At 69.1% G+C, this 11,723-nt stretch carries 11 protein-coding genes; 2 read left to right on the forward strand and 9 right to left on the reverse strand.

From position 1 onward, the window contains the following. The 3 genes from JWP60_RS04250 to JWP60_RS04260 all read right to left on the reverse strand — a co-directional run. Positions 1-1,195, reverse strand: a 1,195-nt coding sequence (locus JWP60_RS04250; RefSeq protein WP_299786711.1) for a pseudouridine synthase, incomplete at its 3' end; no start/stop codon positions are given. A gap of 2 nt (positions 1,196-1,197) precedes the next feature. Then, positions 1,198-1,884, reverse strand: a complete 687-nt coding sequence (scpB, locus tag JWP60_RS04255) for an SMC-Scp complex subunit ScpB (RefSeq protein WP_299786713.1) — start codon at positions 1,882-1,884, stop codon at positions 1,198-1,200. 117 nt (positions 1,885-2,001) lie between these two features. Then, positions 2,002-2,958, reverse strand: a complete 957-nt coding sequence (locus JWP60_RS04260; protein WP_299786779.1) for an RluA family pseudouridine synthase — start codon at positions 2,956-2,958, stop codon at positions 2,002-2,004. A gap of 114 nt (positions 2,959-3,072) precedes the next feature. On the opposite strand from JWP60_RS04260, the gene JWP60_RS04265 reads away from it, so the two are divergent. Beyond that, the gene (locus tag JWP60_RS04265; protein WP_299786715.1) at positions 3,073-3,873 is read left to right on the forward strand and encodes an outer membrane protein assembly factor BamD; all 801 of its coding nucleotides are present in this window, start codon (positions 3,073-3,075) and stop codon (positions 3,871-3,873) included. 109 nt (positions 3,874-3,982) lie between these two features. Here JWP60_RS04265 and JWP60_RS04270 read toward each other — a convergent pair whose 3' ends face one another. Both JWP60_RS04270 and JWP60_RS04275 read right to left on the reverse strand, forming a co-directional pair. Continuing rightward, positions 3,983-5,884 (reverse strand): ATP-dependent DNA helicase, encoded by a 1,902-nt coding sequence (locus JWP60_RS04270; RefSeq protein ID WP_299786782.1) that lies wholly within the window; start codon positions 5,882-5,884, stop codon positions 3,983-3,985. A gap of 179 nt (positions 5,885-6,063) precedes the next feature. Then, complete coding sequence (locus JWP60_RS04275) at positions 6,064-6,267, reverse strand: YdcH family protein (protein WP_299786761.1); 204 nt, start codon at positions 6,265-6,267, stop codon at positions 6,064-6,066. Positions 6,268-6,365: 98 nt separating this feature from the next. Here JWP60_RS04275 and JWP60_RS04280 point away from each other — a divergent pair, with 98 nt between their 5' ends. Then, on the forward strand, positions 6,366-7,130 hold the full coding sequence (locus JWP60_RS04280) for a protein phosphatase 2C domain-containing protein (protein WP_299786764.1): 765 nt from the start codon (positions 6,366-6,368) through the stop codon (positions 7,128-7,130). 6 nt (positions 7,131-7,136) lie between these two features. Here JWP60_RS04280 and JWP60_RS04285 read toward each other — a convergent pair whose 3' ends face one another. The 4 genes from JWP60_RS04285 to odhB all read right to left on the reverse strand — a co-directional run. Continuing rightward, a complete protein-coding gene (locus JWP60_RS04285; protein WP_299786767.1) occupies positions 7,137-7,835 on the reverse strand; it encodes a hypothetical protein in 699 nt (232 codons plus the stop codon). Beyond that, a complete protein-coding gene (gene zapE / locus JWP60_RS04290) occupies positions 7,832-8,929 on the reverse strand; it encodes a cell division protein ZapE (protein WP_299786770.1) in 1,098 nt (365 codons plus the stop codon). The genes JWP60_RS04285 and zapE overlap by 4 nt, the downstream gene beginning before the upstream one ends. A gap of 127 nt (positions 8,930-9,056) precedes the next feature. Beyond that, positions 9,057-10,487 carry a dihydrolipoyl dehydrogenase gene (gene lpdA / locus JWP60_RS04295; protein ID WP_299786773.1) on the reverse strand — a complete coding sequence of 477 codons (1,431 nt, stop codon included), beginning with the start codon at positions 10,485-10,487 and terminating at the stop codon, positions 9,057-9,059. 156 nt (positions 10,488-10,643) lie between these two features. Then, positions 10,644-11,723 (reverse strand): 2-oxoglutarate dehydrogenase complex dihydrolipoyllysine-residue succinyltransferase (gene odhB / locus JWP60_RS04300; RefSeq protein WP_299786776.1); only part of this gene is annotated, 1,080 nt, incomplete at its 5' end.

Genomic DNA, 11,723 nt, shown 5'->3' on the forward strand with positions numbered 1-11,723 from the left:
CCTGCGGACGCGGGCCGTCGCCGCGCGGGGGGCCGCCGCGGCGCTTGTTGCGGTTGCCGCGCGGATCGCCCTGCTGCTCCTGCCGGGCCCGCTCCGGCCGCGCCCGCTCGCCGGCACCGGCGGCGCGGGTCAGCGCGTCGATGTCGCGCTCGTCGAGTTCCATGAAGGCCCCGCGCTTCAAGCCGCGCGGCAGCACCATCGCACCGTAGCGGATGCGGATCAGCCGGCTGACCGCGTGGCCCACCGCCTCGAACAGGCGTCGCACTTCGCGGTTGCGGCCTTCGCTGATCGTCACGCGGTACCAGACGTTGGAGCCTTCGCCGCCGCCCTCCTCGATGGTGCCGAAGCTGGCGCGGCCATCGTCGAGGTTGACGCCGTCCAGCAGGCGCTGCCGCTCCTCGTTGCTGAGCGCACCCAGCACGCGCACGGCGTACTCGCGCTCCAGCCCGAAGCGCGGATGCATCAGCATGTTGGCCAGCTCGCCGGAGCTGGTGAACAGCAGCAGGCCCTCGGTGTTCAGGTCCAGGCGGCCGACCGACTGCCACTTGCCCTGCTGCAGCTTGGGCAACTTGCGGAACACGGTGGGCCGGTTCTGCGGATCGTCGTGCGTGACGACCTCGCCGACGGGCTTGTGATACGCGATCACGCGAGCCGGCGGCGGCGCGATGCGCACGCGGATCGGCTTGCCGTTGACCTTGATCTGGTCGCCGAACTGGATCCGCTGCCCGATATGCGCGGGCTCGTTGTTGACCGAGATCCGCCCTTCCATGATCAGCTGCTCCATCTCCAGCCGCGAGCCCAGGCCGGCCTGGGCCAGCACCTTGTGCAGCTTGGGCGTCTCCGGTTGCGGCAACAGCACGCGCTTGGCCAGGGTCGCGTCGACGGCTTCTTCTTCGGCGTCGAAGCGGCCGGTGATCACGTCCTCGAAGCGCACCGGCGCTGGCGGCGGCAGGGACGCTGCCTCCGCGCGGCGGCGCGCCGAGCGAGCGCCGTTGCCGTTGCCATCGACGTCGTCTTCGTCGTGGTCCTCGTCGTCCGCGTCGCTGTCGTGGCCGCGGGCGGCGGCCTCCTCGTGGGCAAGGGCGGGTCCGGCGGGCTCGGTGGCCGCGGCCGCTTCGCCCTGGGGCGCGCGCGGCTCGGACTCGGGGGCGTCTTCGGAAGGCGTGCGCGCCATGGCTTCGGTCGGGTCGTTCATGTTCAGGTCTCGACGGCTTGCGCCGCGTCAGGGTCGCCGATGCCGGCGGCAGGGTCCAGGGGCGCGCCGTCGGAGCCGGCCGCCTCGAAGTCCCCCAGGGGGGATTCAGCCGGACCGATTTCCAGTTCGGGCTGCGGAGGGAGGGATTGGGCCAGCGCCTCGAACACGCCTTGCCGGGACGGGCCCTGCAGTTCGGGCAGCTGGTCCAGCGAGCCGAGGCCCAGGTCGTCCAGGAACTGGCGCGTCGTCGCATACAGCGCCGGCCGGCCCGCGGCCTCGCGATGGCCGATCACCTCGACCCAGCCGCGGTCTTCCAGCTGCTTGAGGATCTGCGAATTGATGGTCACACCGCGGATATCTTCCATGTCGCCGCGCGTCACCGGCTGCCGGTAGGCGATGATCGCCAGCGTCTCCAGGGCGGCACGGCTGTACTTGGGCGGCTTCTCGGGATGCAGGCGCTCGAGGTACTCGCGCATCGCGGGGCGGCTCTGGAAGCGCCAGCCGCTGGCCACGCACACCAGCTCCACGCCGCGCTGCGCCCACTCGTTCTGCAGGTCGCCCAGCAGGTCCTTGATGGTGTCGGCGCCGAGTTCGTCGTTGAACAGCACCCGCAGCTCGCGCACGGTGAGCGGCTGCTGCGTGCAGATCAGCGCGGTTTCGAGGACGCGCCTGGCATCCGCCGTATTCATGAGTTACTTCGAGCTGGAAATGGCGCGCCGTGACGCGCAGTTCTGGGCCAAGGGCTTTTGTTGTTGTTCTCGCCGCAGCGCTCCCCCTCCAGGGCCGCGCTGCGCGGTGGCCGGGCCTCAGGTGCCAGTGAAGGCTGCGGCCGCGGTCTGGCTCGTGAGCCATTCGGATTCATTGTAACGCAGCCCCCAGGCGAGCCACGCGGCACGCAAGTCCGCGGGCGCCGGGGTGTGGAAGGCGAGCGGCACACCCGTGACAGGATGCGCGAAAGCGAGGCGGACCGCGTGCAGCCCCTGGCGCGCCAGGCCGCCCGCCGGCGCGCCGCCATAGAGCGCATCGCCCGCCAGCGGATGGCCGATGTGCGCCGCATGCACGCGGATCTGGTGGGTGCGGCCGGTCTCCAGCGTGCACAGGAGCCCACAGCCCGCGGCTGCTTCGTCCAGCCGCTGGAACACGGTGGCCGCCGTCTTGCCCGAATGCCGCTGCAGGTCGACCACCGCCATGCGCAGGCGATTGCGCGGATCGCGGCCGATGGGCGCATCGACCCGCCGTTGCGGCGGCCCTTGCCAGGGCCGATGGGCGAGCGCGAGGTATTGCCGCGAGACCTCGCGCGCCGCGATCATCTGCACCAGGCGATCCATCGCCACCCGCGTGCGCGCGACCACCATCAGGCCGCTGGTGTCCTTGTCCAGGCGATGGACGATGCCCGCGCGCGGCAAGGTGCGCGCCTGCGGGTCGTGGGCCAGCAAGCCATTGAGCAGCGTGCCGCTCCAGTTGCCGGGGGCGGGATGCACGACCAGGCCCGCGGGCTTGTCGATCACCAGCAGGTGCTCGTCCTCGTAGACGAGCGACAGCGGGATCGCCTCGGGCTGGAAGGCCTGGCTTTGCAGCGTGGGCCGCAGCTCGATCTCGCCCGCTTCGCCCGCGCGCACCCGGTGCGCCGGCTTGCTGACCGTGGCAGCGCGCAGGCGCACGGCGCCCGCTTCGATCAGTTGCTGCAGGTGGCTGCGCGAGAATTCGGGCACCACTTGCGCGAGGGCCCGGTCCAGCCGCTCGCCATGCTGCGCGGCGGCGATCGTGAACGGTCGGGTCTCGGCTTCGGCGCCCGTCTCGTCGAGGAGGTCCTCGGTCGGGGGCGGCAGGGGGTCGGTCGATATAATGGTGTGCCCTTCCAGTCAAGAGAGTTGCGCGTGTTCGTACCAGGCAAATTATCGGTGGTCCCCGTCCTGCTGGCCGCGTCGCTGCTGGCGGGCTGCTCCGCCTTCAAGAGCGAAGACAAGACGGCCAACATGAGTCCCAACCGGCTGTACGCGGAGGCGCGCGACGAGCTGGGCGGCGGCTCGTACGACAAGGCCATCCCGCTGCTGGAAAAGCTCGAAGGCCGCGCGGCCGGAACGCCGCTCGCGCAGCAGGCGCAGCTCGAACGGGCGTACGCCTACTACAAGTCGGGCGACCAGGCGCAGGCGCAGGCCACGCTCGACCGCTTCATCAAGCTGCACCCGTCCAGTCCGGCGCTCGATTACGCCCTGTACCTCAAGGGCATCGTCAACTTCAACGACAACCTGGGCGTGTTCTCCTTCCTGGCCAAGCAGGACCTGTCCGAGCGCGACCAGAAGGCGGCGAAGGAATCCTTCGAATCCTTCCGCGACCTGAGCACGCGCTTCCCCGATTCGCGCTACACGCCCGACGCCAAGGCGCGCATGACGTACATCGTCAACTCGCTGGCGCAGTACGAGGTACACGTGGCGGGCTACTACTACAGCCGCGGCGCCTACGTGGCAGCCATCAACCGCGCGCAGTCGGCGCTGTCCGACTACCGCGACGTGCCGGCGCTGGAAGAAGCGCTGTTCATCCTGGTGCGCTCCTATGACGCGCTGGGCATGACGCAACTGCGCGACGACACGCGCCGGGTGCTGGCCACCAGCTATCCGCAAAGCCGCTACCTCACGGGCAACAACCGCGGCGACAAGGCGTGGTGGCGGTTCTGGTGATGTGCCTTGTGGGGCGGCGGCGGGTCGCTCCCTCGTAGGCTGGGCTGCCGCAGGCACCCCAGCGTTTTAGCGCCCGATTGGATTGCTGGGGTGCCTTCGGCAGCCCAGCCTACAGGACGGCCAGTGACGCCAGCGCCTCGTCAAAGCCTTCTTCGTCCGCGATCCTGCGCATCGGCGGCAGCGCGGCGAGCAGTCGCCGGCCGTATCCCATCTGCACCAGGCGCGTATCGCACACGACCAGCAGCCCCTGGTCGCTCTCGCGCCGGATCAGGCGGCCAGCGCCCTGCTTGAGCGCCACGGCCGCTTCCGGCACGAAGTAGTCGTTGAACGGGCTGCGCCCCAGCGCCTCGAGCCGCTGGCCGCGCGCCTCCACCAGCGGATCGCCCGGCGGCGGGAACGGCAGCTTGTCGATCATCACCAGTTGCAGCGCTTCGCCCGGCACGTCCACCCCTTCCCAGAACGAAGCCGAGGCCACCAGGATGCAGCCGGCGCGCCCATGGCTGGCGCCCTCGCGGAAGCGCTCGATCAGCCGGCTCTTGGGCCACTGCCCTTGCACCAGCACCTCGAGCTCGCCCATGTCGCCGAAGCGCGCCTGCAACTGCTCGCCGATCGCGCGCAGCGCCCGCAACGTGGTGGTCAGCACCATCGTGCGGCCGCCGATGCGGCGCGCCGCGCTTTCGGCAATCCGGGCGACCGCGGCGCTGTGGCCCGGATCGTTGGGCCGCGGCAGGGTGCGCGGCACGTACAGCGCGGCCTGCGTGGGGTAGTCGAACGGACTCGCGACCCGCAGCACTTCGGCCTCGCCCAGCCCGCAGGGCTCCGTGAACCAGGACAGGCGCGCATCGTCGCCCAGCGTCGCCGAGGTGAAGACCCAGGCGCGCCGGCGCGCTTCGGTGTCCTCCTCGTCGGCGGGCTTGAGCAGCTTCTGCTGCACGGCCTCGGCGATGTCCAGCGGCGACTCGATCAGGCGCAGCTGCGTGCTGACGTCCACCCAGCGCACGGCGCCCTCCTGCGGCGCGAGCGTGAAGGCGCGCACGCGCTGCGCGAGCAGGCTCGCGCGCTCGTGCAGCCGCACGAAGTCGGGCGCGCTCTCGCTGAGCGAGCCCAGGCCTTCGGTCGCGGCGAGCAGCGCTGCTTCCAGCGTGGCCAATCCCTCGGACCATGCCTCTTCATCGACCCCTTCCGGCGCCTCGCTGGTCCAGCGCAGGCGCGCACCCGGCGCGGCGCGGCCGACCACCAGGCGCAGGTCGCGCGTCGCGCGTTCCACCGCCGACGCGAGCTGCTGCCAGTCGACCAGCCCGCGCGCGAACTGCAGTCCCGCGGCCAGCAGGTCGCGCGTGAAATCCAGCAGCTGGCCGGTCCCGAGCTGGCGACCGAGGAACTGCACGCCCGTCTCATTGAGCTGGTGCGCCTCGTCGAAGATCACCACGCGCACGGTGGGCAGCAGTTCGGCCATGCCCGACTCGCGCACGGCCAGGTCGGCGAAGAACAGGTGGTGGTTGATCACGACGACATCGGCGGCCAGTGCCTCGCGCCGCGCGTTGTTCACGTGGCAACTGCGGAACTTGGGGCATTGCGAGCCCAGGCAGTTCTCGCGCGTGGACGTGACCAGGGGCAGCAGCGGCGAGCGTTCGTCGAGTCCGGGCATCTCGGCGAGATCGCCCGTGCGCGTGCCCTGCGCCCACTCCTCGATCTTGGCCAGCGTGCGCAAGGCCATGCGATCCGGCAGGTTGGCATCGCGGCGCGCCAGTTCCAGGCGATGGCTGCACAGGTAGCTGGCGCGGCCCTTGAGCAGCGCCATGCGCACCGGCAGGCCGAGCGCCTGCGCCAGGCGCGGCAGGTCGCGCGCGAACAGCTGGTCCTGCAGCGTCTTGGTGGCGGTGGAGAGCAGCACGCGCTCGCCGCTCAGAAGCGCGGGCACCAGGTACGAGAAGGTCTTGCCGACGCCGGTGCCGGCCTCGACCACCAGCGCCCCACCGTGCGTGATGGTGCGAGCGACGGCAACGGCCATTTCCGTCTGCCCGGCGCGCGGGCGGAAGGCTTCGGCGGCGCGCGACAGGAGACCGCCCGCGACGAACACTTCGCGCGTGAGGTCTTCGAGACGTGGGCCCGCAGCGGCGGGCGCGCCATGCGGCCCAGCGTCGGCCGATGCACCGTGGCGCCCGGGCGACGCGACTGCCGAATCCGTCATCAGGCGGGTTCTTTGGGATCGAGCGCGAGCTCGAGCCGCGCGATCTGGTCGCGCAAGGCAAGGCGGCGTTTCTTGAGCCGGCGCAGCATCAGCTCGTCGGTGGGGGGTTGCTCGACGGCGCCGTCGATCAGCGCGTCCAGGTCGGCGTGCTCCATGCGAAGCTCGATCAGGCGCCGTTCGGGGGAATGCAGGTTGATGTCCAAGGTCTTCAGGCGGGGCGCCACCCGGCGGGAACCGGTCGATAATACGTCTTTCGCAGACAATAATCGAGCGACGCGCACCAGCGCAACAGACCGGGCCCATGAGCAGCAAAGGTTATCGACTTACCGCATCCACGGGCATCCACAAGGGCGACCGCGAATACCAGCAGGACCAGATTGCACTGGTTGCGCACCCCCGCATCAACGGCTGTGTGCTCGGTGTGGTGGCCGACGGCATGGGCGGGCGCAGCGGCGGCCGCAAGGCGAGCGACCAGGTGATGATGACCTGCAAGCAGCTGTTCGAGCGCTACTCGCCCGACCACGACGATGCGCCCGCACTGCTGCGGCAGATGGTGCACGAGTCGCACCTGGTGATCAAGCTGACCGCCATCTCCGCCGAGCAGGAGCCGCACAGCACCATCGCCGTGTTCATCATCAACCCGGACGGCGAATGCCACTGGGTGCATGCCGGCGACACGCGCATCTACCACTTCCATGGCCCCCAGATGGTGCGCCGGACCATGGACCACTCCTACGTGCAGACGCTGGTCGACCGCGGCGAGTTGACGGAGGAAGAAGCCAACGTGCATCCGCAGTCCAACATCCTCATGGGCTGCCTGGGCGCCGAGGAAGACCCGCCGAGCGACGTGCACTCGATCCCGCAGCTGCGGCCCGGCGACATCCTGCTCGCCTGCAGCGACGGGGTGTGGCACTACTTCAGCCCGGATGAACTCGGCTCCGTCCTGGCGTCGTTGTCGCCGCGCGAGGCGAGCGAATTCCTGATCGAGAAGGCGCGCCAGCGCGCGCATGGCGGCGGCGACAACCTGTCGCTGTTGATCGTCAAGCTGGAGCCGCTGGGGAGTTGAGCAGGCTCAGCGCGGCGACGGCAGTGCCGACGCCGCCGGCTTCGTGCGCTTGGCGATCCGCTCCTGCACCTCGACGCGGTGGCGCTCGGCCGCCTGCAGTCGGGCCTCGTGCTCGGCGCGGTTGTGGGCGGCTTCCTCGGGGGTGGGGCCGTGGCTCTTGGGCTCTAGCGGGCTGCGCGGCGTCCCCTGCGGGCCACCATGCGCCGAGGGCGTCTTCACGCGCGGTGGCTGCGCGGCCTTTTTCGCGACGTCGGCCGCCTTCTTCGCCGCGCTTTCGGTGGCACGCGCTTCGCGGTCCTTTTGCTCGGCCAGCGCGGCGGCGCGCTTGCGCTCGGCTTCCTGCTGGCGCTCGGGGGACAGGCGCTCGTCCAGCGACTTCTGGTGCGCTGCCGCGCGGCGCGTGCGCTCCGCATCGTCGAGCACGCCTTCCTGCCGGCGCAGTTCGCTCTGGATCGCGTTGTACTCGCGGGCGGCGGCCTTGCTGCAGCCGGTCACGGCAAAGCGCGCGCGGCAGGCGATCTGCGCCTCCTTCAGGCGGGCCGCGGCGGCGGCACGCTCGCTGCGAATGCGCTCGCGATCGGCGGCCTCGCCCCGCAGCCGCGTCTCGGACTGTGCTTCCGGCTGGGGCGACGCCTCGGGCTGCGCCTGCGCATGAACCGCGCAGGCGGTGGAAAGGGCGAACAGCAGGACGGCCAGGTGCTTCATGTGAGGCGGGTATCGACGGTGCGGTGTTCGAGGGCGAGGAACTCCGTGGACTGCATCTCGTTCAGGCGCGACACGGTGCGCGGGAACTCGTGCGCCAGCGCGCCCTCGGTATACAGCGCCTCCGGCGGCACGTCGGCGGAAAGGATCAGTTTCACACGGCGATCGTAAAGCACGTCCACCAGCCAGGTAAACCTGCGTGCCTCCGAGGCATTGCGCGCCGACATGCGCGGCACGTCGCTCAACAGCACGGTGTGGAACTGGGTGGCGATCTCGAGATAGTCGTTCTGCGAGCGCGGGCCGCCGCACAGCGTGCGGAAATCGAACCACACCACGCCGCCGGCCTTGCGGCGCGCGCGGATCTCGCGATGCTCGATCTGCAGGGTCGGGTCCTCGTCGCGCGATTCCGCCAGCCGGCTGAAGGCCTCGTCCATCTCGCGGTCCGCCTGCGGGCCCAGCGGCGTGTGATACAGCTTCACCGTCTCCATCGTGCGGCGGCGGTAGTCGGTGCCGTTGTCGACGTCGATGATTTCCAGCTTCTCGTTCAGCAGCGCGATCGCCGGCAGGATGCGATCGCGGTGCAGGCCGTTGGGATAGAGGTCGTCGGGCCGGAAGTTGGAGGTGGTGACGAAGCCCACGCCGTTCTCGAACAAGGAGTCGAGCAGCCGGTGCAGGATCATCGCGTCGGTGATGTCGGCGACGTGGAACTCGTCGAAGCAGATCAGGCGATGGCGCCTGGCGATGCGCACCCCGAGTTCGTGCAGCGGGTTGACGGTGCCCTGCAGCTCGGCGAGTTCGCGGTGCACTTCACGCATGAACTCGTGGAAGTGCAGCCGCGTCTTGCGCACCAGCGGCACCGCCTGGAAAAAGCAGTCCATCAGGAAGCTCTTGCCCCGCCCCACTCCGCCATACAGGTAGACGCCGCGCGGAATGTCCGGGTGGTTGATCAGCTTCTTGAAGGCGTTGGAGCGCTGCTCCTTAAAGTGCGCCCACTCGTCGGCGCAGCGCTCCAGCGCCTCGACGCCGCGCAACTGCGCGGGATCGCTCTGGTAGCCGCGGGCCTGGAGTTCGGAGTCGTAGACGGATCGGACGCTCATTCAAACACCCGACAGCCGGACGCAGAATTCGCAGAAGTACCGCGGAAGGCGCAAAAAAAACCCATTCAATGATTCTTCTGCGTCTTCTGCGAGGCTTTTGCGTCTTCTGCGTCCGGCTGTTTGTTTTTCAGAAGTTCAGCGTCCGCTTGTCGACCGCCAGCGCCGCTTCCTTGGTCGCTTCCGACAGCGACGGGTGGGCGTGGCAGATGCGGGCGATGTCTTCGCTGGAGGCCTTGAATTCCATCGCCACCACCGCCTCGGAGATCAGCTCGCTGGCCATCGGGCCGACGATGTGCACGCCCAGGATCTCGTCGGTCTTGGCGTCGGCCAGGAACTTCACCATGCCCGTCGTGTCGCCCAGCGCGCGCGCGCGGCCGTTCGCCATGAAGGGGAAAGTGCCCGCCTTGTACTGCACGCCGTCCGCCTTGAGCTGCTGCTCCGTGCGGCCGACCCAGGCGATCTCGGGGCTCGTGTAGATCACCCACGGAATCGTGTTGAAGTCGACGTGGCCATGCTGGCCGGCAATGCGCTCGGCCACCGCCACGCCCTCTTCCTCCGCCTTGTGCGCCAGCATCGGCCCGCGCACCACGTCGCCCACCGCCCACACGTTCGGCAGGTTGGTGCGGCATTCGGCATCGACGACGATCGCGCCGCGCTCGTCGAGTGCCAGGCCGACCGCTTCGGGGTCGAGGCCGATGGTGTTGGGCACGCGGCCGATCGAGACGATCAGGCGATCCGCCTGCAGCTTCTGCGCCTGGCCAGTGGCGGTGGTGTACGAGACCGAGACGCCCTGGCCCTCGTTCCTGACCTCGCCGACCTTCACGCCCAGCTCGATCTTCAGGCCCTGCCTGGTGAAGGCCTTGTGCGCCTCCTTGGCGATCTGCTCGTCGACCGCGCCCAGGAAGGTGGGCAGCGCTTCCAGCACCGTGACCTCGGCACCGACGCGGCGCCAGACGGAGCCCATCTCCAGGCCGATCACGCCCGAGCCGATCAGCACCAGCTTCTGCGGCACCGCGGGGACGCGCAGGGCGCCGTCATTGGACAGCACCTTGTCCTCGTCGAACGGCACGCCGGGCAGCGCGCGCGGGTTGGAACCGGTGGCAACGATCACGTGCCTGGCCGAGATCGTTTCCTCCTGGCTGCCCGCGACCTTGATTTCATAGGCGCCGTCTCCTGCGGTGGCGAAGGAACCACGGCCATGGAAGAAGGTGACCTTGTTCTTCTTGAACAGGTACAGGATGCCGTCGTTGTTCTGCTTCACCACGGCGTCCTTGCGGGCGAGCATCTTGCCGATGTCGATCGCCAGGTTGGACATGCTGATGCCGTGGTCGCCGAAGTGCTTCGCCGCTTGCTCGTAGTTCTCCGAGGATTGCAGCAGCGCCTTGGAGGGAATGCAGCCGACGTTGGTGCACGTGCCGCCGGGCGCGGGGCCGCCCTTGCCGTTCTTCCACTCGTCGATGCAGGCGGTGTTGAAACCGAGCTGCGCCGCACGGATGGCAGCGATGTAGCCGCCGGGACCGCCGCCGATGACGACGACGTCGAATTGCTTGTTGGCCATGGATTCTTTCTTGTCGTGGGGACCAGGTCGCAGGGGAACCATGTCATTGCGGGCTAGCCCCGCAAGCCACGACGGCGACCGATCCGGCGCCGCATGGATCCCGGGTCAAGCCCGGGATGACATGGTTCGGGGTGTGCGGTCCCCGGCTTGTTCGTGTCAAATATCGAACAGCAGCCGCGCCGGATCTTCCAGCGCTTCCTTCATCGCCACCAGCCCCAGCACCGCCTCGCGGCCGTCGATGATGCGGTGGTCGTAGGACATGGCCAGGTAGTTCATCGGGCGGACCACGATCTGCCCGTTCTCCACCACCGCGCGGTCCTTGGTCGCATGCACGCCCAGGATGGCGGACTGCGGCGGGTTGATGATGGGGGTGGACAGCATCGAGCCGAAGGTGCCCCCGTTGGAGATGGAGAAGGTGCCGCCGGTCATCTCCTCGATGCCCAGCTTGCCGTCCTTGGCCTTCTGGCCATATTCGGCGATCTTCTTCTCGATGTCGGCAAACGACATCTGGTCGGCGTTGCGCAGGATCGGCACCACCAGGCCGCGCGGCGAACCGACCGCGATGCCGATGTCGAAGTAGCCGTGGTAGACGACATCGTTGCCGTCGACCGAGGCGTTGATGACCGGGTACTTCTTCAGCGCCGCGACGGCCGCCTTGACGAAGAACGACATGAAGCCCAGCTTGACGCCGTGCTCTTTCTCGAACTTGTCCTTGTACTTGTTACGCAGCTCCATGACTGGCGCCATGTTCACTTCGTTGAAGGTGGTCAGGATGGCGTTGGTCGACTGCGACTGCACCAGGCGTTCGGCGATACGGGCGCGCAGGCGGCTCATCGGCACGCGCTCTTCCGGACGCTCGCCCAGGTTAGGCGCAGCTGGAGCGGCGACCGCTTGCAGCGCTGGCTTGGCAGCGGCTGGCGCCAGTGGCGCGACTACAGGGGCTTTGGCGCCGGCGGCCAGGGCGTCGCCCTTGGTGACGCGGCCGTCTTTGCCGGAACCGGCGACGTCGGAAGCGCTCAGGCCTTTTTCCGACAGGATCTTGGCGGCGGCCGGCATGGCCACGTCGCCTTTGCTGCCACCGGTGGCGGCTGCAGGAGCAGCGGCTGGTGCAGCTGCGGGTGCGGCGGCGCTCGGCGCATGCGCCGAGCCAGCAACAGCGGCGACGCCATCGGTGTCGATGATCGCGATGACTTCACCGGCGACCACGGTGCTGCCGTCGCCCTTGATGATCTGGGT

Origin of the sequence: Ramlibacter sp. (genome assembly GCF_028291745.1) — a bacterium.
Taxonomy (GTDB): Bacteria; Pseudomonadota; Gammaproteobacteria; order Burkholderiales; family Burkholderiaceae_C; genus Ramlibacter.

What these genes read in the sequence shown, in the direction of transcription:
- scpB (WP_299786713.1), bottom strand. Translation starts at nt 1,884, where the DNA reads ATGAATACGGCGGATGCCAGGCGCGTCCTCGAAACCGCGCTGATCTGC.
- JWP60_RS04270 (WP_299786782.1), bottom strand. Translation starts at nt 5,884, where the DNA reads ATGGCCGTTGCCGTCGCTCGCACCATCACGCACGGTGGGGCGCTGGTG.
- JWP60_RS04280 (WP_299786764.1), top strand. Translation starts at nt 6,366, where the DNA reads ATGAGCAGCAAAGGTTATCGACTTACCGCATCCACGGGCATCCACAAG.
- JWP60_RS04285 (WP_299786767.1), bottom strand. Translation starts at nt 7,835, where the DNA reads ATGAAGCACCTGGCCGTCCTGCTGTTCGCCCTTTCCACCGCCTGCGCG.
- zapE (WP_299786770.1), bottom strand. Translation starts at nt 8,929, where the DNA reads ATGAGCGTCCGATCCGTCTACGACTCCGAACTCCAGGCCCGCGGCTAC.
- lpdA (WP_299786773.1), bottom strand. Translation starts at nt 10,487, where the DNA reads ATGGCCAACAAGCAATTCGACGTCGTCGTCATCGGCGGCGGTCCCGGC.